The organism is Phenylobacterium sp., assembly GCF_013911965.1.
GTDB lineage: Bacteria > Pseudomonadota > Alphaproteobacteria > Caulobacterales > Caulobacteraceae > Phenylobacterium.
This window is the reverse complement of record NZ_JACESE010000002.1, coordinates 221,460-238,386: the sequence shown is the minus strand read 5'-3', so window position 1 is coordinate 238,386 and position 16,927 is coordinate 221,460. Positions and strand designations below refer to the sequence as shown.

Annotated in this window: 16 protein-coding genes; 1 reads left to right on the top strand and 15 read right to left on the bottom strand. The window is 68.8% G+C overall.

The window, feature by feature from the left end:
- Position 1: 1 nt before the first annotated feature.
- The 15 genes from lpxA to sidA all read right to left on the bottom strand — a co-directional run bounded on the left by lpxA (position 2) and on the right by sidA (position 16,398).
- On the bottom strand, positions 2-799 hold the full coding sequence (gene lpxA, locus H2041_RS02980) for an acyl-ACP--UDP-N-acetylglucosamine O-acyltransferase (protein WP_293409259.1): 798 nt from the start codon (positions 797-799) through the stop codon (positions 2-4).
- Positions 796-1,269: a 3-hydroxyacyl-ACP dehydratase FabZ gene (fabZ, locus tag H2041_RS02975; protein ID WP_293409255.1), complete on the bottom strand. Its 474-nt coding sequence runs from the start codon at positions 1,267-1,269 to the stop codon at positions 796-798. Before fabZ ends, lpxA begins: the two co-directional genes overlap by 4 nt.
- A complete protein-coding gene (gene lpxD / locus H2041_RS02970; RefSeq protein ID WP_293409253.1) occupies positions 1,266-2,288 on the bottom strand; it encodes a UDP-3-O-(3-hydroxymyristoyl)glucosamine N-acyltransferase in 1,023 nt (340 codons plus the stop codon). The genes fabZ and lpxD overlap by 4 nt, the downstream gene beginning before the upstream one ends.
- A 42-nt stretch (positions 2,289-2,330) precedes the next feature.
- On the bottom strand, positions 2,331-2,951 hold the full coding sequence (locus H2041_RS02965) for an OmpH family outer membrane protein (RefSeq protein ID WP_293409252.1): 621 nt from the start codon (positions 2,949-2,951) through the stop codon (positions 2,331-2,333).
- 4 nt (positions 2,952-2,955) lie between these two features.
- Complete coding sequence (gene bamA / locus H2041_RS02960; protein WP_293409251.1) at positions 2,956-5,310, bottom strand: outer membrane protein assembly factor BamA; 2,355 nt, start codon at positions 5,308-5,310, stop codon at positions 2,956-2,958.
- Positions 5,311-5,341: 31 nt separating this feature from the next.
- Positions 5,342-6,559 (bottom strand): RIP metalloprotease RseP, encoded by a 1,218-nt coding sequence (rseP, locus tag H2041_RS02955; protein ID WP_293409250.1) that lies wholly within the window; start codon positions 6,557-6,559, stop codon positions 5,342-5,344.
- A gap of 22 nt (positions 6,560-6,581) precedes the next feature.
- A complete protein-coding gene (gene dxr, locus H2041_RS02950) occupies positions 6,582-7,778 on the bottom strand; it encodes a 1-deoxy-D-xylulose-5-phosphate reductoisomerase (protein ID WP_293409248.1) in 1,197 nt (398 codons plus the stop codon).
- Positions 7,775-8,593, bottom strand: coding sequence for a phosphatidate cytidylyltransferase (locus tag H2041_RS02945; RefSeq protein ID WP_293409246.1), 819 nt, complete (start codon positions 8,591-8,593; stop codon positions 7,775-7,777). Before H2041_RS02945 ends, dxr begins: the two co-directional genes overlap by 4 nt.
- Positions 8,571-9,347: a polyprenyl diphosphate synthase gene (uppS, locus tag H2041_RS02940; protein WP_293409244.1), complete on the bottom strand. Its 777-nt coding sequence runs from the start codon at positions 9,345-9,347 to the stop codon at positions 8,571-8,573. The genes H2041_RS02945 and uppS overlap by 23 nt, the downstream gene beginning before the upstream one ends.
- Before the next feature lie 36 nt (positions 9,348-9,383).
- Complete coding sequence (gene frr, locus H2041_RS02935; protein ID WP_293409242.1) at positions 9,384-9,950, bottom strand: ribosome recycling factor; 567 nt, start codon at positions 9,948-9,950, stop codon at positions 9,384-9,386.
- A 21-nt stretch (positions 9,951-9,971) separates the two neighbouring features.
- The gene (pyrH, locus tag H2041_RS02930) at positions 9,972-10,697 is read right to left on the bottom strand and encodes a UMP kinase (protein ID WP_293409240.1); all 726 of its coding nucleotides are present in this window, start codon (positions 10,695-10,697) and stop codon (positions 9,972-9,974) included.
- 96 nt (positions 10,698-10,793) lie between these two features.
- The gene (gene tsf / locus H2041_RS02925) at positions 10,794-11,729 is read right to left on the bottom strand and encodes a translation elongation factor Ts (protein WP_293409238.1); all 936 of its coding nucleotides are present in this window, start codon (positions 11,727-11,729) and stop codon (positions 10,794-10,796) included.
- Positions 11,730-11,831: 102 nt separating this feature from the next.
- On the bottom strand, positions 11,832-12,629 hold the full coding sequence (gene rpsB, locus H2041_RS02920) for a 30S ribosomal protein S2 (protein WP_293409236.1): 798 nt from the start codon (positions 12,627-12,629) through the stop codon (positions 11,832-11,834).
- Between the two features lie 208 nt (positions 12,630-12,837).
- Positions 12,838-16,281, bottom strand: coding sequence for a DNA polymerase III subunit alpha (gene dnaE, locus H2041_RS02915; RefSeq protein WP_293409234.1), 3,444 nt, complete (start codon positions 16,279-16,281; stop codon positions 12,838-12,840).
- A gap of 24 nt (positions 16,282-16,305) precedes the next feature.
- Positions 16,306-16,398 carry a cell division inhibitor SidA gene (sidA, locus tag H2041_RS02910; protein WP_293409232.1) on the bottom strand — a complete coding sequence of 31 codons (93 nt, stop codon included), beginning with the start codon at positions 16,396-16,398 and terminating at the stop codon, positions 16,306-16,308.
- Positions 16,399-16,493: 95 nt separating this feature from the next.
- On the opposite strand from sidA, the gene H2041_RS02905 reads away from it, so the two are divergent.
- Complete coding sequence (locus tag H2041_RS02905) at positions 16,494-16,922, top strand: VOC family protein (protein ID WP_293409230.1); 429 nt, start codon at positions 16,494-16,496, stop codon at positions 16,920-16,922.
- Positions 16,923-16,927: the final 5 nt, after the last annotated feature.

The window sequence follows — 16,927 nt, the reverse complement described above, 5'->3', positions numbered from 1 at the left end:
CTCAGACCTCCCGCTCCGGCAGGCAGAGCGGCCGGTTGGCGTCGGCGCGGATGAAGTCGATGATCTCCATCACGGGCGCGCTCTGGCCGAAGGTGGCGGTCGTGTCCTCGATCCGCTCCTGGAAGGTGCCTTCCTCGGCGAACAGCAGGCGGTAGGCCGAGCGCAGGCCGCTGATGGTCTCGCGCGAGAAGTTGCGGCGCTTCAGCCCCACGAGGTTCAGGCCCTCAAGGTGGGCATGGTTGCCCCAGACGAGGCCATAGGGGATGACGTCCTTGGTCACCGCCGCCAGGCCGCCGATGAAGGAATAGCGGCCGACCCGGCAGTGCTGGTGGACGGCGGCCAGGCCGCTGACCATGACGAAGTCCCCCACATGCACATGTCCGCCGAGGGTCGCAGAGTGCGCCAGGACGACATTGTCGCCGACCACGCAGTCGTGCCCCACATGGCTGGTGGCCATGTACATGCCGTCGTTGCCCACGCGCGTCACGCCGCCGCCGTCGGGCGTGCCGATGTGCATGGTGACGTGCTCCCAAAGGCGGTTGCGATCGCCGATGACGAGCTCCGTCGGCTCGCCCTTGTAGCCGGTGTGATGCGGCGGCCCGCCCAGATTGGCGAAGTTGCGCACCGTGCAATCGGCGCCGATCGTCGTACGGTTCTCGATGACCACGTGCGCCAGGACCTGCGTCCGCGGGCCGATCTTCACGTGCTCGCCGATGATCGAATAGGGGCCGATCGAGACGCCGTCGGCGAGTTCGGCGCCCTTGGCGACGATGGCGGTGGGATGGATTTCGACGCTCACTGGGTCTCCACAACCATGGCGGCGAACTCGGCCTCGGCGGCGACCTTGTCGCCCACCATGGCCCGTCCGCGGAATTTGAACACATCCCCCCGGTGACGAAGCACCTCGACCGGCATGCGCAGCACGTCGCCCGGCCGGACCGGGTGGCGGAAGCGGCAGTTGTCGACCGAGATGAACAGGATCGTCTTGCCTTCGACGTCCACGTTCAGCGACTTGGACATCAGCACCGCCCCGGTCTGCGCCAGGGCCTCGACGATCAGGACGCCGGGCATCACCGGGTACTCCGGAAAATGCCCGACGAAGAACGGCTCGTTGAAGGTCACGCACTTGATGCCGACGATCGACTCGCTCGGCTTGTAGTCCTCGGCGCGATCGACCAGCAGGAACGGATAGCGGTGCGGGATGCGCCGCAGCACCTCGGAGATGTCGATCTCCGACGGATTGTCGTTCACTGGCGCCTTTCGGCTCATCCGCCCGCTCCCTCTCCACGACGCGTGGCCATCTTCGACAGCCAGGCGGTTTCCCGCATCCATCTCTTCACCGGACGGGCCGGCGACCCGCCCCAGGTCTCGCCGGGCGGCACATCCTTCATGACGCCGGCGGCGGCGGCGATGCGCGCGCCCTCCCCGATGATCACGTGATCGGCGACTCCGGCCCGGCCGCCGAACTGGGCGCCGTCGCCGATGGTCACGCTGCCGGAAATGCCCGTATGGGCGGCCATGACGCAATTGCGCCCGACGCGGACGTTGTGGGCGATCTGCACCAGGTTGTCGATCTTTGTGTTCTCGCCGATCACCGTATCGTCGAAGGCGCCGCGGTCGATGCAGGTGTTGGCTCCGACAGTGACGCCGTCCTGAACGATCACGCGCCCGAGCTGCGGAATGTCGATGAGGCCCTTGGGTCCTGGCGTCGCGCCAAAGCCCGCCTCCCCGATCACGGCGCCGGCATAGATCCGCACCCGATCGCCCAAGAGAGCGAAGCTGATGGACGCGCGGGGACCGATTTCGCAGTCGCGCCCGATGGTCACCCCCGCGCCGATCACGGCGCCCGGACCGATCAGGGTTCCGCGACCGATCTGGGCCTCGTCCCCGACGACGGCGCCGGCGCCGATCTGAACCCCCTCCTCCAGCCGCGCGGAAGGCGAGACATGGGCGGCGGAGAGACTGACGCGCGGCCTGTGAAGCCGGTGGCCGGCGAGCGCGTAGGCCGCCTGCGGCGCCGGCGTGAGCAGGACGGCGCAGCCCTCCGGCGCCTGTTCGGCAAGCCTGGGGTGCAGGAAGCAGGCGCCGGCGCGACTGCGCGCCAGTTCGGGGGCGAGCCGCCGGTCGGACAGGAAGGTGACGGTGTCGGGCCCGGCCCGGTCGAGGATCGAGACCCCGCGCACGGCGCGGCCGCCATCGACGCCCGGCGCCAGTTCGGCGCCGGTCAGGTGAGCCAGATCGGAAAGGCTGATCGGACCGAGGTCCTCGAAGAAACGCGGGTCGGGCATGTCCATCCAGGCGCGACCCGCGCCTCTTGCCGAGTCGTTCGCCTAGTTAGTCTGAGCGCCGGAGGCGGCCTGGTCCAGCCGCTCGCGGTCGAAAGCGAACTGGGTGATCTTGCCGTTCAGGGCCGTGACGACCTGAGGCGTGACGTCCATGGCCGGGTTGGCGAGCAGCAGGGCGTCGCGGTTCAGCAGCAGGCTGCACTGCTTCTGCTGATAGACCTGACGGATCAGCGGCTCCATCTCCTGACCGATGCGGGAGATCGCCTTCTGCTGGGTGACGGCCATCTCGCGCTCGCGAAGCGCGCCCTTGCGCTGATAGGCGTTCAGGCGAACCTGCAGATCGGCCCGGCGCTTGTCGAAGGCGTCCTGGCTGAGGGTGGAGCGCGCGGTTTCGATGGCCTTGGCCTCGTTGCTGATGGCCGTTTCCTCGGCCTTCAGCTCGGCTTCGACCTGGGTCGAGATCTGCTGCAGCCGCGACTGCACATACTGGCCCACCGTGGAGCCGCCGATGGCGGCTTCGACCGACATCACGCAGACCCCGGGGACCGCAGCGCCGTGCGACACTTGCGGGGCCGCCGCGGCGGTCTGCGCCAGCGCGGCCGACGAAGCGGCGAGCGAGAGGGCCGCAGCGGCGGCGGCGCCGGCGGCGAGGGGTTTCATGGTCATAAAATCAGAACCTCGTTGAGGTGGAGAACCGGAAGGTTTCGGTCTTGTCGTAGTCTTCTTTGGCCAAAACTTGGCTGAAGTCGAAGCGAATGGGGCCCATGGGCGAGCGCCAGTGGATGCTGAGGCCCGCGGAAGCCCGCAGCGACAGGTCGTCCTTGATGTTCGGATCGACCACGCCTGCGGTCGTCAGCTTATCCTCATCGTCCAGCAGGCCCAAGGTGCCGAAGTCGGAGAACAGCGCCGCCTTCACCCCATACTGCTCGGGCAGGAAGGTCGGCACCGTCAGCTCCACCGAGCCGATGGCGTAGGCCTTGCCGCCCATGGCGTCGCTCCGGCTGGCGTTCAGGTCGCGCGGCCCGATGCCGGCGGTCTCGAAGCCGCGGAAGCTGTTGCCGCCCTTGTAGAAGCGGTCGTTGATGCGGACCGTGTCGCCGTTCCAGCCGTCCACATAGCCCAGCGAGCCGGTGGCGCTGAAGATGAAGCTCGGCGAGAAGCCGTAGTACCAGCCGCCCTCGACCTCGGTCTTCAGATAGTTCACGTCGCCGCCGATGCCCGCCAGGTCCTGGTTCAGGGCGGTGTAGAAGCCACGCGTCGGATTGATCGGATCGTTCCGCCGATCGAGCCGCAGGCCGTAGCCGATCAGCGAGGTGGTGTACTGGCCGCGCTGCGCGCAGAGCGAGATCGACACGACCGGCGCGGTCGGATCGCAGTAGGAGTCCGGGATCTCCACCTCGTCGCGGCGCAGGGTGTAGCGCAGCGAGCCGCGGGAGTTCATGGTCAGCGGGAAGCCCAGGCGCAGACCGGCCCCGATGGTGTTGGTCTTGTAGGCCGAGTAGTCGGTCAGGTCGTACTTGTACGAATAGAGATCGACGCCGGCGCCGAGGTCGCGGCCGAGGAACCGCGGTTCGGTGAAGGACAGGTCCACCTGCTGGCGCAGAGAGCCGACCGAGACGCGCGCGCGCAGGTTCTGCCCTCGGCCGCGGAAGTTCCGTTCGGTGACGCCCAGATCGAGGATCAGCTGATCGACGGAGGAATAGCCGGCGCTGAAGGAGAGCTCGCCGGTGGGCTGTTCCTCGACCTCGACGCGGAGGCTCGTCCGGTCGGGCGCAGCGCCGGGGATCTCCTCGATGTTCACGTCCTTGAAAAAGCCGAGGCCGCGGATCTGGTTGCGCGAACGGTCGACCAGCACCCGGTTATAGGCGTCGCCCTCCACCAGGTTCATCTCCCGACGCACCACATAGTCGAGCGTGCGGGTGTTGCCGACGATGTCGATGCGGTCGACATAGACGCGCGGTCCTTCGCGCACCTGGAAGGTGACGTCGACCGTCTTGGTCTCGCGATTGGCGGTATAGCGCGGACGCACGTCGACAAAGGCGAAGCCTGCGGCGCCGGCGGCGAAGGTCAGGGCGTCGGTCGCCTGCTCGATCCGCTCGTCCTGATAGATCTGACCTTCGCGGATAGGCACCAGCTGAGTCAGAGTCTCCTTGTTCAGGCGCTCGAGCTCGGTCTCCACCGTGACCTCGCCGAAGCGGTACTCCGGTCCCTCGTCGAGGGTGTAGGTCACCACGAAGCCGTTCTTGTCCGGCGCAAGCTCGGCGATCGCCGAGACCACGCGGAAGTCGTAGAAGCCGCGGTTGCGATAGTGCTCGCGCAGCTGCTCCTTGTCGTACTCCAGCCGGTCGGGATCGTAGTTGGCGTTGCTGGTGAAGAGCTTGTACCAGGCGCTCTGCTCGGTCACGACCACGTCGCGCAGGTCGTTGTCGGAGAACTCGGTATTGCCGAGGAAGTTGGTGCGCAGGACCCCGCTCTTGGCGCCCTCGTCGATCTCGAAGATCACGTCCACGCGCTTCTGCGGCAGCTCCACCACCTTGGGCGTCACCTCGGCCGAGATCCGGCCCGAGCGGCGATAGAGTTCGACGATCCGCTGCACGTCCTGCTGCACGCGGGCGCGCGTGAAGATGCTGCGCGGACGAAGGGTGACCTCGTCGCGGAGCTTGTCCTCCTTAAGGCCCTTGTTCCCCTCGAAGATGACGCGGTTGATGATCGGGTTTTCGACCACCTCCACGACCACCTCGCCGCCGACGGCGGAGATCTTCACGTCGGCGAACAGGTCGGTCCGGTAGAGCGCCTTCAGCGCCAGGTCGAGGGTCTGCGAATCGACCGTGTCTCCCGGCTGGATCGGCAGATAGGAGAGGACCGTGGCCTGCTCGATCCGCTCGTTGCCGCGCACGACGATGCGCTGCGCCACCTGGGTCTGGGCCTGCGCCAGGGCCACCGTCGGCGCGACCAGCGCCGTGGAGGACAGGAGCAGGGCGAAGCCGGAAGCGAGCGCAGCGCCGCGAGCGCGAGTTCTTTGCATCTGATCAGCCGTAACGGAGGAAAGCGGGAGCCTAGGAGACCAGACCGCCGAGGAGTTTGAACACACGCAGTTGCTGCAGATCGTTCCAGGTGGCGAACAACATCAATCCGAGCAGCAGCGCAAGGCCTACCCGGTATCCTGCCGCCTGAACCTTGGCCGCAAGAGGGCGACGGGCCACCGCCTCGTAGGCGTAGAAGAGCAGATGGCCGCCATCGAGCACCGGAACGGGCAGCAGATTCATGAAGCCGATGCCCACCGACAGCACCGCCGCCAGGCCCAGGAGGGCCACGGCGCTGCCCAGGAGCATGGCCCCGAGGTCGGGCGCCCCCTGGGCGCCGACCTGGGCCACCTGGCCGGACGCCTGAGCGATCCGCAGCGGCCCGCCGAGTTGGTCGGCGCTCTCACGTCCCGTGACCACGCGCCCGAGGTAGTAGACGGTGGTGCTCAGCACCCGCCATGTCCGCTCCACCCCCGCCCCCACAGCCTCGACGGGGCCGTAGCGGCGCACGGTCCGTTCGCCCGAACCGGCGGGACTGGAGATGCCGAGCACGCCGATCTTCTGCTCGCCGCCCATGCGGTCGGTGACCAGGCGCCGCTCGGGCGTGGCGCTCAGGGTGACCGTCCGGCCGTCCCGCTCCACGACGAATTCGGTGAGCGCGTTGGAGCGCACGGCGATGATCTGCTGCAGGTCGAAGAAGTTGTCGATCGTCTGGCCATTGGCCTCCACGACCACGTCGCCCGCCTGGAAGCCCGCCTCCGCCGCCGGGCTGCCGGCCTCGACGGCCGCCACGCGGGCCGGCACCACCGTCTCGCCCACGCTCATCAGGAGGACGGCGAAAAGCACGACGGCCAGGACGAAGTTGGCGAACGGGCCGGCGGCGGTGATGAAGGCGCGCTGCCACACCGGCTTGAAGTGGAAGTAGCGGTCGGCTGCGCCCCGGCCCTGCTCGGCCTCGATCTTCTGGCGCAGGGCCTGAAGGTTCTCATGGTCGGGCACGCTGGCGGCGTTCTCATCGCCGGAGAAGCGGACGAAGCCGCCGAGCGGGATCCAGCCGACCCGCCACTCCACGCCGCGCTTGTCGCGCCAGCCGAAGATCTTGCGGCCGAAGCCGATGGAGAACTGGTCGATGGCCACGCCGCAGGCCCGCGCCGCCCAGTAGTGGCCGAGCTCGTGAATGGTGACGACCAGCGTCAGCACGAGCAGAAAGGGGATGATGTAGGTCAGCGCGGTCTGCAGGATGGCGAGCATCGGGGGCTACTCCTTGAGCCGATCAGGCATCGGCTAGCCCGGCGACGACCGCCGAGGCAATGCGCCGTGCAGCCGCATCGGTCTGCCGCGCCGTTTCGAATATGTCTCCGCCCGCCCCCGCGAGCGCCCCTTCGCGGTCCATCCGCTCGAGCGTCTCCGCAACAGTGGCGGCAATATCGAGAAAGCCGATCCGACGGTCAAGGAAGGCGGCCACGGCCACCTCGTTGGCGGCGTTGAGCGCTCCGGGCGCGCCGCCGCCGGCGGCGAGCGCGGCCTTGGCCAGGGCGAGCGCGGGGAAACGCTCGGCGTCCGGTTCCTCGAAGGTGAGCGGGCCGCTCTTGATCAGGTCGAGACGCGGCGCCGGCCACGGCAGCCGGTCGGGCCAGGCGAAGGCGCAGGCGATGGGGGCGCGCATATCCGGCGGACCCAGCTGGGCCAGCGTCGAGCCGTCGGCGTACTCCACCATCGAGTGGATGATCTGCTGATGGTGGATCAAGACCTCAAGGCGCTCCGGCGGCATGGCGAACAGGTAGGCGGCCTCGATGATCTCGAGCCCCTTGTTCATCATGGACGCGGAATCGACCGAAATCTTGGCGCCCATGCTGAAGTTCGGATGTGCGACCGCCTGCTCCGGCGTGGCGTGGGCCATCTGCTCGCGGGTCCAGGTGCGGAACGGCCCCCCCGAAGAAGTGAGGATCACCCGATGGACCTGCTCGGTCACGCGCGAGTCCAGCACCTGGAAGATGGCCGAATGCTCCGAATCCACCGGGATCACCGCCCCGCCGGCCAGCTTGGCCGTGCGCAGCAGGCCGGGCCCGCCGCAGACCAGGCTCTCCTTGTTGGCCAGGGCGACGATGGCGCCGGCCCGCGCGGCCGCCAGGGTCGGCGCAAGCCCGGCGAAGCCGACGATGGCCGACATCACCCACTGGGCCTCCGCCGCGGCCACGTCTTTCACCGCCTGAGCGCCGGCCGCCGCCTGGACGCCCGAGCCCTTCAGGCGCTCGCGCAGCTCCGGCAGGAGAGACTCGTCCTCGACGACCGCCACCTGCGGACGCCAGCGCAGGGCCTGTTCGGCCAGGCGCGCGGCGTTGCGGCCGGCGGTCAGGCCGACGATCTCCAGCTCCACGCCGGCCTGCTCGAAGAGGTCGAGGGTGGACATGCCCACCGAGCCCGTGGAGCCCAGGACCGTGACCTTGCGCGGAAAGCTGTGGGCGTTCATGCGAGCAACTCCGCCAGACGGGCGATGGACAGGACGATGACGGCGAACATGAGGCCGTCGACGCGGTCGAGCAGGCCGCCGTGGCCCGGGATGAGGTCGCCGGAATCCTTCACCCCGAAACGGCGCTTGAGCATCGATTCCCAAAGATCGCCACCCATGGTGGCCAGGCCGCCGAAGAGCCCGACCACGGCGCCCGCAAAGCCGCCGAGTTCATCGCCCAGCAGGCGCGAACAGAGGAAGCCCGCCAGGGTGGCGGCGACCAGGCCGCCGACGAATCCCGACCAGGTCTTGTTGGGCGAGAACCGCGGCCAGAGTTTCGGCCCCTTGAGCAGGCTGCCGACCAGGAAGGCCGCGATGTCGGCCGCCCAGGTGACGGCGAACAGCATCAGCACCCACAGCCGTCCGTCGGGCGTGCCGCGCAGCCAGACGAGCGCCAGGCAGGGGGCGCCGATATAGATGACCCCGAAGGCGGCGTCCGCCGGACGCTCGGCGACACGCCGCGCCACGAAGGCGGCCAGGCCGGCCCCGGCCAGTAAAACGAGCCAGGCGGCCGAGACGTAGCGCAGATAGACCAGGAACACGCCGGCGAGCACCGCCACCAGGACCGAGGTCAGAACCCGCAGCGGCGCCCGCGGCGCCGTCATGCCGCCCCACTCGATGGCGAGCAGAGCCACGCCGACGGCCATCAGCAGGAGGAAGGGCCAGCCGCCCCACCAGACCGCGCCCACCGCCGCCGGCACCAGCACCAGGGCGGAGGCCGCGCGAATGGCGAGGTTGGACCAGTCGAAGCGCTTAGCCGGCGGCAAGGGCGTCATCGGCGACGGCCCCGCCATAGCGCCGCTCGCGGGTGCGGAACTCGGCGATGGCCGCCTTGAGGTGATCGGCCCCGTAGTCGGGCCAAAGCACGTCCTGGAACACAAGCTCGGCGTACGCCGCCTCCCACAGGAGGAAGTTGGAGAGGCGCTGCTCGCCCGAGGGCCGGACGATCAGGTCCGGCGCCGGCGTATCGGCGGTGGACAGCTGGGCGGCGAACGCCGCCTCGGTGAGGTCTTCGGGCCGGGCGCGGCCCTCGGCCACCGCCTGGGCGAAGCGACGCGCCGCATCGGTGATGTCGGCCTGGCCGCCATAGTTGAACGCGATCTGCAGGAGAAAGCGATCGTTGTGCGCGGTCCGCGCCTCGGCCTGGGCGATGATCTCCACCAGTTCGGAATTCAGCCCCTCGCGCCGGCCGATCACCCGCACCCGAACGCCTTCGCGCTCCAGGCGCTCCAGGTCGCTCTCGAAATACCGCTTCGGCAGGGCCATGAGTTCGGCCACCTCGGTGGCCGGGCGGCTCCAGTTCTCGGTCGAGAAGCCGAACACCGTCAGGCAGCGGATGTCGAGGTCGGGCGCCGCCGCCACCGTCCGCTTGAGCGCCTCGACCCCCGCCCGGTGGCCCAGGGTGCGCGGCAGGCCCCGGCGCTTGGCCCAGCGACCGTTGCCGTCCATCACCAGGGCCACGTGCAGGCCGTCGCCCGCGGCGAAGGCTGCGGGCGGGGTCGCGGCGGTGGGCTCTGGGCTGGAGGCCATGGGCGTTCCTTCGCGCGTCGGACCGCAGTCTGACGATCAGACCTGCATGATCTCTTGTTCTTTGACTTTCAAGGCTTCGTCCACGCGCTTGATCGCCTCATCGGTCAGCTTCTGGACCTCGCCTTCCATGCGCTTCTGCTCGTCCTGGCTGACGACGCCGTCCTTCTCGGCCTTCTTGAGGTCGTCGTTGGCGTCACGCCGGACGTTGCGGACGGCGATGCGCTGCTGCTCGGCGTACTTGCCGGCCAGCTTGACCATCTCCTTGCGGCGCTCCTCGGTGAGCGGCGGGATCGGGATGCGCAGGTTCTGGCCGTCGACCACGGGATTGAACCCGAGGCCCGAATTCCGGATCGCCTTCTCCACCGAGACGGCGAGGCCCTTGTCCCAGACATTGACCACCAGCATGCGCGGCTCCGGCACGCTGACGGCGGCGACCTGGTTCAACGGCACGGTCGAGCCGTAGGCTTCGACGGTGACCTGGTCGAGCAGGCTCGACGAGGCGCGGCCGGTCCGAAGGGAGCCGAACTCCTCCTTCAGGGCCGCGACGGCCTTGTCCATGCGATCCTTGTACTTCGAAAGAACCGGCTTCTCTGCGGTGGCCATGGGGCTCCTCCAATCCTTGGGTCAGGCGATCGTCGTGAAGACGCCCTGGCCCTTGAGCACTTTCAGAAAATTCCCGCGCTCGCGGATCGAGAAGACCACGATCGGGATCTGGTTGTCGCGCATCAGGGCGATGGCCGAGGCGTCCATGACCCGCAGGTCCTGGGCCAGCACGTCCTGATAGCTGAGCGCTTCGTAGCGCCGGGCGTCGGCCACCTTCTTCGGGTCGGCCGTATAGACGCCGTCCACGCTGGTGCCCTTGAACAGCGCCTCGCAGCCCATCTCGGCCGAGCGTAGAGCGGCCGGCGTGTCGGTCGTGAAGAAGGGCGCGCCGAGGCCCGCGGCGAAGATGACGACGCGGCCCTTCTCGAGGTGACGCAGGGCCCGGCGGCGGATGTAGGGCTCGCACACCGCATCCATCGGGATGGCCGACTGCACGCGTGTGTAGACGCCGATCTTCTCGAGCGCCCCCTGCAGGGCCAGGGCGTTCATGACGGTGGCCAGCATGCCCATATAGTCGGCGCTGGCCCGCTCCATCCCCTTCCCCGCCAGGGAGACGCCGCGGAAGATGTTGCCGCCGCCGATGACCAGGCACAGTTCCAGGCCGTGATTGACCACCTCGGCGATGTCCTCGGCCACGGCCTCGAGGGTGTTTGGATCGATGCCGAAGCCCTGGTCTCCCATCAGGACCTCGCCTGAGACCTTCAGGAGGATCCGTTTGTAGCGGAGGGCAGGCATGGCGTCGGGCATGGGCGCGGACTTCCGATTCTGGCGCAGGCAAGATAGCGCAAGGGCGCGAGCCGCGTCGAACGCGACCCGCGCCCCAGCTATGAGGTCGATCGAGCTTTAGGCCTGACCGCTGAGTTGCGCCACCTCGGCGGCGAAGTCGTCCGCCTTCTTCTCCACGCCCTCGCCGAGGCCGAAGCGCACGAAGGCCTTCACGGTGGCCGGGGCGCCCGTTTCCTTGGCCAGGTCGGCGACCAGCTGCTCGACCGTCTGGTCCGGGTTCATCACGAAGGCCTGCTTCAGCAGCACGACCTCCTCGAGGAACTTGCGGATGCGGCCCTCGACCATCTTCTCCACCACGCCGGCGGGCTTGCCCGATTCCAGCGCCTGCTCGGTGAAGATGGCCTTCTCGCGCTCGATGGCGGCCGGATCGAGATCGTCGGCCGACAGGGACATCGGGTTGGTGGCCGCCACGTGCATGGCGATCTTGCGGCCGACTTCCTGCAGCTTGGCCTGGTCGCCGGCGCCCTCGATGGCCACCAGCACGCCGATGCGGCCGAGGTCCGGAGCGGCGGCGGCGTGGACGTAGCTGGCCACCGCGCCCTGGGACACGGTGAGACGGGCCGCGCGGCGCAGCATCATGTTCTCGCCGATGGTCGCGATCAGGTTGGTGATCGTGTCGGACACGGTCTCGCCCGCGCTCGTCTTGGCGGCCGAGATCGCCTCGACGCCTTCGTTGTCCAGGGCGACCTGGGCGACGTCCTTGGCGGCGTTCTGGAACAGCTCGTTGCGCGCCACGAAGTCGGTCTCGGCGTTCAGCTCGACCAGCACGCCGGTCATGCCCTCGCCATCCTTCCGCACGGCGGCGGCCACCAGGCCCTCGGCCGCGGCGCGGTCGGACTTCTTGGCGGCCTTGGACAGGCCCTTGGACCGCAGCCAGTCGGTGGCCGCTTCGATGTCGCCGTTGTTCTCCTGCAAGGCCTTCTTGCAGTCCATCATGCCCGCGCCAGACTTCTCGCGCAGTTCCTTGACCAGCGCAGCGGTGATCTCCGCCATGGTCGGCTCCTTCGATCTAGAATCAGCGACTGGGCTCCTGATGAAGCCCAGCCGTCACAGTTTGATGTCGGGGCCGCCGCCCGGCCTGGGCGGCGGAACCGATTAGGACTGCTCGGTCGCCGCTTCCGGGGCCGGTTCGGCCGCCGCCGTCTGGGCGAGCGCCGGCTCCATCGGGGCTTCCGAGGCGCCCAGGTCGACGCCGGCGGCGATCTGGCCGGCGGTCAGGCCGTCGAGGATCGCGTCGGCCATCAGGTCGCAATAGAGCTGAAGGGCGCGGGCGGCGTCGTCGTTGCCCGGGATCGGATAGGTGATGCCGGCCGGATCGCAGTTGGTGTCCAGGATCGCGATGACCGGGATGTTCAGCTTGCGCGCCTCCTGGATGGCGATCGCCTCCTTGTTCGTGTCGATCACGAACATCAGGTCGGGGATGCCGCCCATGTCCTTGATGCCGCCCAGCGACAGTTCGAGCTTGTCGCGCTCGCGGGTGAGCTGCAGCAGCTCCTTCTTGCCGCGGCCCTGGCCCTCGCCGTCCAGCACGCCTTCAAGCTCGCGCAGGCGGGCGATGGAGCCGGAAACGGTGCGCCAGTTGGTGAGCGTGCCGCCCAGCCAGCGGTGGTTCACATAGTACTGGGCGCAGCGCTTGGCGGCCATGGCGACCGGATCGGAGGCCTGGCGCTTGGTGCCGACGAAGAGGATGCGGCCGCCGCCGGCGGCGACGTCGCGCGCCTTGACCAGGGCCTGGTGCAGCAGCGGGATGGTCTGCGACAGGTCGATGATGTGAATGTTCGACCGAGCGCCGAAGATGTAGCGTTCCATCTTCGGGTTCCAGCGGTGGGTCTGGTGGCCGAAGTGAGCGCCAGCTTCCAAAAGCTGACGCATGGAGAAGTCGGGCAGCGCCATAGATTGCTCCTTTTTCCGGTGCGCCTCCGCAGGCCAAAACCTCCTTTCGGAGGCCCGGAACGGATACCTGCGGGATGTCTCCCCGCCGGTCGCCGAACGCCTGCGTGTGTGATGGGCCGGCAAATAAGGCGGACTTGCGAAAAAAGCAAGCATGGACGGCGGCTTGGACCTGCCGGGCCGCCGTCCGGGCCGAAGAGCCGCGGGCGGTCTAGAGATCCTCGATGAAGAGCACGCCCGGGGCGGTCTTCAGCGCGCCACGGACGGCGGCGTCCAGCGTGAAACGCCCGGGCAGCTTGACCTCGACCTCCCGCCCCTCGCCGACCGGCGCCGTCAGGACGATCTCGCCGCCGCGGGTGTTGGCGGCCGTCTCCAGCCGCCGCTTGAGCGCCTCGATCTCGGCGCTGCGCGGGGCCACGTGGACGCGAAGCCCGGCGACGGCGTTCTCGACCACCTTCTCCACCGGCTCGGCGTCGTCGCCGAAGAAGCGCACCTCCCCGTCCCGCGCCCGCGCCCTCACCTTGAGGGAGACCGCACGGCCCGGCTCCAGCAGATCCCGGCAGCGGCGCAGGGACTCCGGCGGGAACAGCACCTCGTACTCGCCGGTCGGATCGGAGAGCGAGACGAAGGCGAACTTCTCGCCGCTGGACTGCGAGGCCCGCTCCTGCTTGCGCCGCACGATGCCGGCCATGCGGAAGACCTCGGCCCCGGCTTCGGCGCGCGGGATGACGTCCGACAGCAGTTCGGTGCGCCGCCGGCGCAGCGCCGGCACCATGTCCTCCAGCGGGTGGCCGGAGAGGTAGAAGCCGACCGCCGAGAGCTCTTCGTCCAGCCGCTGGGAGGGGGTCCACATCTCCGCCCGCGGCAGGCGCGGCCGGCCGACCCCCGCCTGGTCGCCCCCGAACAGGCTGGCCTGGGCCGAGGCGCGGTCGGCGGCCATGCTCTGGGCGTAGGCGATCAGGGTGTCGGCGGCCGCCACGAGCTGGGCGCGGTTGGCGTGGATGGAATCGAAGGCCCCGGCGCGGGCCAGGGTCTCGAAAGTGCGCTTGTTGACGTGCTTGGGGTCCACGCGCTCGACGAAGTCGAAGATGTCGCGGAACGGTCCGCCTTCGCGGCGGACCTCCGCCACGTGCTCCATGGCCGCCAGGCCGACATTGCGGATGGCGCCCAGGGCGTAGAGCACCTCACCGTCCTTCACCTCGAAGTCCGCGCCCGAGGCGTTGATGTCGGGGGCGCGGATCTTCACGTCGAAGCGCTTGGCGTCCTGATAGAAGACGGCCAGCTTGTCGGTGTTGGCGATGTCGAGGCTCATCGAGGCGGCGATGAACTCCACCGGCGCGTTCGCCTTGAGCCAGGCGGTCTGGTAGGAGACGACGGCGTAGGCCGCCGCGTGGCTCTTGTTGAAGCCGTAGCCGGCGAACTTGTCGACCAGCTCGAAGATCGAGGCGGCCTGGGCCTCCGGCACGCCGCGTCCCGCCGCCCCTTCGACGAACATGGCCTTCTGCTTGGCCATCTCGTCCTTCTTCTTCTTGCCCATGGCGCGGCGCAGCAGGTCCGCGCCGCCGAGCGAGTAGCCGGCCAGGATCTGGGCGATCTGCATCACCTGTTCCTGGTAGACGACGATGCCGTAGGTCTCCTTGAGCACCGGCTCCAGGGACGGGTGCAGATAGTCGATCTCGCGGCGGCCGAACTTGCAGTCGACGAAGGCCGGGATGTTGTCCATCGGGCCCGGACGGTAGAGGGCGCCGACGGCGGTGACGTCCTCGATGGAGTTGGGCCGCAGCTGGCGCAGGGTGTCGCGCATGCCCTGGCCTTCCATCTGGAAGACCCCGACCGTGTGGCCGTTGGACATCAGTTCATAGGTCTTGGCGTCGTCCAGCGGCAGGGCGGCGAGATCCACCCCGGCCCCGCGCTGCTCGAGGAAGCCCAGCGCCTTGTGGATCACCGTCAGGGTCTTCAGGCCCAGGAAGTCGAACTTCACGAGGCCCGCGCTTTCGACCCACTTCATGTTGAACTGCGTCGCCGGCAAGTCCGACCGCGGGTCCTGATACAGGGGCGCCAGTTCGGTCAGCGGCCGGTCGCCGATCACCACGCCGGCGGCATGAGTGGAGGCGTTGCGGTAGAGCCCCTCCAGCTTCAGGGCCACGTCCAGCAGGCGGGCGACGGCCTCGTCCTCGTCGCGGGCGGCGCGCAGGCGCGGCTCGATCTCGATGGCCTTGGCCAGGGTGACGGGGTTCGCCGGATTGGCCGGGACCATCTTGGCCAGCCGGTCCACCTGGCCGAGCGGCAGCTGCAGCACCCGGCCGACGTCGCGCAGCACAGCCCGCGCCTGCAGCGTGCCGAAGGTGATGATCTGGGCCACGCGGTCGCGGCCATAGCGCTGCTGGACGTAGGCGATCACCTCCTCGCGCCGGTCCTGGCAGAAGTCGATGTCGAAGTCGGGCATCGAGACCCGCTCCGGGTTGAGGAAGCGCTCGAAGAGCAGGCCGTAACGCAGCGGATCCAGATCGGTGATGGTCAGGGAATAGGCCACCAGCGAACCGGCGCCCGACCCCCGGCCCGGGCCCACCGGAATGCCGTGCGCCTTGGCCCACTTGATGAAGTCCGAGACGATCAGGAAGTAGCCGGGGAAGCCCATCTGGGTGATGACCCCGATCTCCCGCTCCAGCCGTTCGAAATATTCCGCCTCCGGCGCGTGATTGGCCTGGCCCTTGGCCATGCGGGCCTTCAGACCTTCGCGCGCCTGATGGGCCAGCTCCTCGGCCTCGCTGCGGTCGCCTTCGGTGGGGAAGCGCGGCAGGATCGGATCGCGCTTGTGGACCATGAAGGCGCAGCGGCGCGCGATATCGAGCGTGTTGTCGCAAGCCTCGGGAAGATCGGCGAAAAGCGCCCGCATCTCATGGGCCGGCTTGAACCAGTGCTCGCCCGTGACCCGGCGGCGCTCGTCCTGACCGACGAAGGCGCCGTCGGCGATGCAGAGCAGAGCGTCGTGCGCCTCGTGCATCTCCGGCTCGGCGAAGTAGGCGTCGTTGGTCGCCACCAGCGGCACGTCATGCTCATAGGCGAAGGCGACGAGCTCCGGCTCGGCCAGGGCCTGGGCCTGCAGGCCGTGGCGCTGCAGCTCCACATAGAAGCGGTCGCCGAAGACCCGGTGCATTTCGGCGAGCGCCGCCCGCCCCTCGGCCACCTTTCCGGCGGCCATCAGCGGATCGATCGGTCCGTCCCAGCCGCCGGACAGCAGGATCAGGCCCTCGGCGTGCTCGGCCACCTTCGACCAGGGCACGGCCGCCTCCTCCACGCCGCCGACGCTGTCGATGAAGGCGGCCGAGGACAGTTCGGAAAGATTGAGATAGCCCCTTTCGGTCTGGGCCAGGAGGACGATGGTGGGCGTCCGCGCCCACTTCTCCGCCAGCCGGTCGCCGATGCCGGTCACCGCCAGGGCGCAGCCGACGATGGGCTGGACGCCCTCCCCCTGCGTGGCCACCGAAAACTCCAGCGCGCCATAGAGGTTGGTGCGGTCGGTGAGCGCGACGGCCGGCATATCCTGGGCCGCGGCCAGCTTGCCGATGGCGTCGGCCTTGATGGCGCCTTCGAGCAGGGAGTAGGCCGAGCGGACGCGCAGATGGACGAAGCCGCCTGCCTGCTGTTCGCTCATCCTCACCTCCGCACCGCCGCGCCGTCAGCCCACCAGGTAGGCGACCTGGCAGACCATCCAAACGAAGCCCGCCACCGAAGCAAATGCCAGCGATTCCCGCGCCAGACGAATGACCATCACCAACTCCCCTGTGGCCCACTTGTGGATGTTCGATAAATGTTCTTATTCTGGTTTTGTTCTCATCGTCAAGCCCGCCCCCAAGGAGCCGACCCATGGACCAACGCATCAGTCTGATCACCCTCGGCGTCGCCGACCTGCCCCGCTCCCGCCGCTTCTATGAGGCGGGGCTGGGGTGGAAGCCGGTGAGCGCCATGGACGCGGTCTGCTTCTATCAGTTGCCCGGAATGGTGCTGGGCCTGTTCGGCCGCGAGGCCCTGGCCGAGGACGCCAAACGTCCGATCGACGGAACCTTCAGCGGCGTCACCATCGCCATCAACGGCCGCGACCGCGCCGAGGTGGACGCCATCTTCGCCGAAGCGCTCGCCGCGGGGGCCAAGGCGCTGAAGCCGCCGGAAGCCGTCTTCTGGGGGGGCTATTCGGGCTATTTCGCAGACCCCGACGGGCACGTCTGGGAAGTGGCGCACAATCCGGGCGCGGAGATCGATCCCGACGGAGGCACGCGCTTCCTTCCGGAAGCCTGAACCGG

What these genes read in the sequence shown, in the direction of transcription:
- sidA (WP_293409232.1), bottom strand. Translation starts at nt 16,398, where the DNA reads ATGGTCATTCGTCTGGCGCGGGAATCGCTGGCATTTGCTTCGGTGGCG.
- dnaE (WP_293409234.1), bottom strand. Translation starts at nt 16,281, where the DNA reads ATGAGCGAACAGCAGGCAGGCGGCTTCGTCCATCTGCGCGTCCGCTCG.
- rpsB (WP_293409236.1), bottom strand. Translation starts at nt 12,629, where the DNA reads ATGGCGCTGCCCGACTTCTCCATGCGTCAGCTTTTGGAAGCTGGCGCT.
- pyrH (WP_293409240.1), bottom strand. Translation starts at nt 10,697, where the DNA reads ATGCCCGACGCCATGCCTGCCCTCCGCTACAAACGGATCCTCCTGAAG.
- frr (WP_293409242.1), bottom strand. Translation starts at nt 9,950, where the DNA reads ATGGCCACCGCAGAGAAGCCGGTTCTTTCGAAGTACAAGGATCGCATG.
- lpxD (WP_293409253.1), bottom strand. Translation starts at nt 2,288, where the DNA reads ATGCCCGACCCGCGTTTCTTCGAGGACCTCGGTCCGATCAGCCTTTCC.
- dxr (WP_293409248.1), bottom strand. Translation starts at nt 7,778, where the DNA reads ATGAACGCCCACAGCTTTCCGCGCAAGGTCACGGTCCTGGGCTCCACG.
- H2041_RS02905 (WP_293409230.1), top strand. Translation starts at nt 16,494, where the DNA reads ATGGACCAACGCATCAGTCTGATCACCCTCGGCGTCGCCGACCTGCCC.
- H2041_RS02945 (WP_293409246.1), bottom strand. Translation starts at nt 8,593, where the DNA reads ATGACGCCCTTGCCGCCGGCTAAGCGCTTCGACTGGTCCAACCTCGCC.
- bamA (WP_293409251.1), bottom strand. Translation starts at nt 5,310, where the DNA reads ATGCAAAGAACTCGCGCTCGCGGCGCTGCGCTCGCTTCCGGCTTCGCC.
- tsf (WP_293409238.1), bottom strand. Translation starts at nt 11,729, where the DNA reads ATGGCGGAGATCACCGCTGCGCTGGTCAAGGAACTGCGCGAGAAGTCT.
- uppS (WP_293409244.1), bottom strand. Translation starts at nt 9,347, where the DNA reads ATGGCCTCCAGCCCAGAGCCCACCGCCGCGACCCCGCCCGCAGCCTTC.
- H2041_RS02965 (WP_293409252.1), bottom strand. Translation starts at nt 2,951, where the DNA reads ATGACCATGAAACCCCTCGCCGCCGGCGCCGCCGCCGCTGCGGCCCTC.
- fabZ (WP_293409255.1), bottom strand. Translation starts at nt 1,269, where the DNA reads ATGAGCCGAAAGGCGCCAGTGAACGACAATCCGTCGGAGATCGACATC.
- rseP (WP_293409250.1), bottom strand. Translation starts at nt 6,559, where the DNA reads ATGCTCGCCATCCTGCAGACCGCGCTGACCTACATCATCCCCTTTCTG.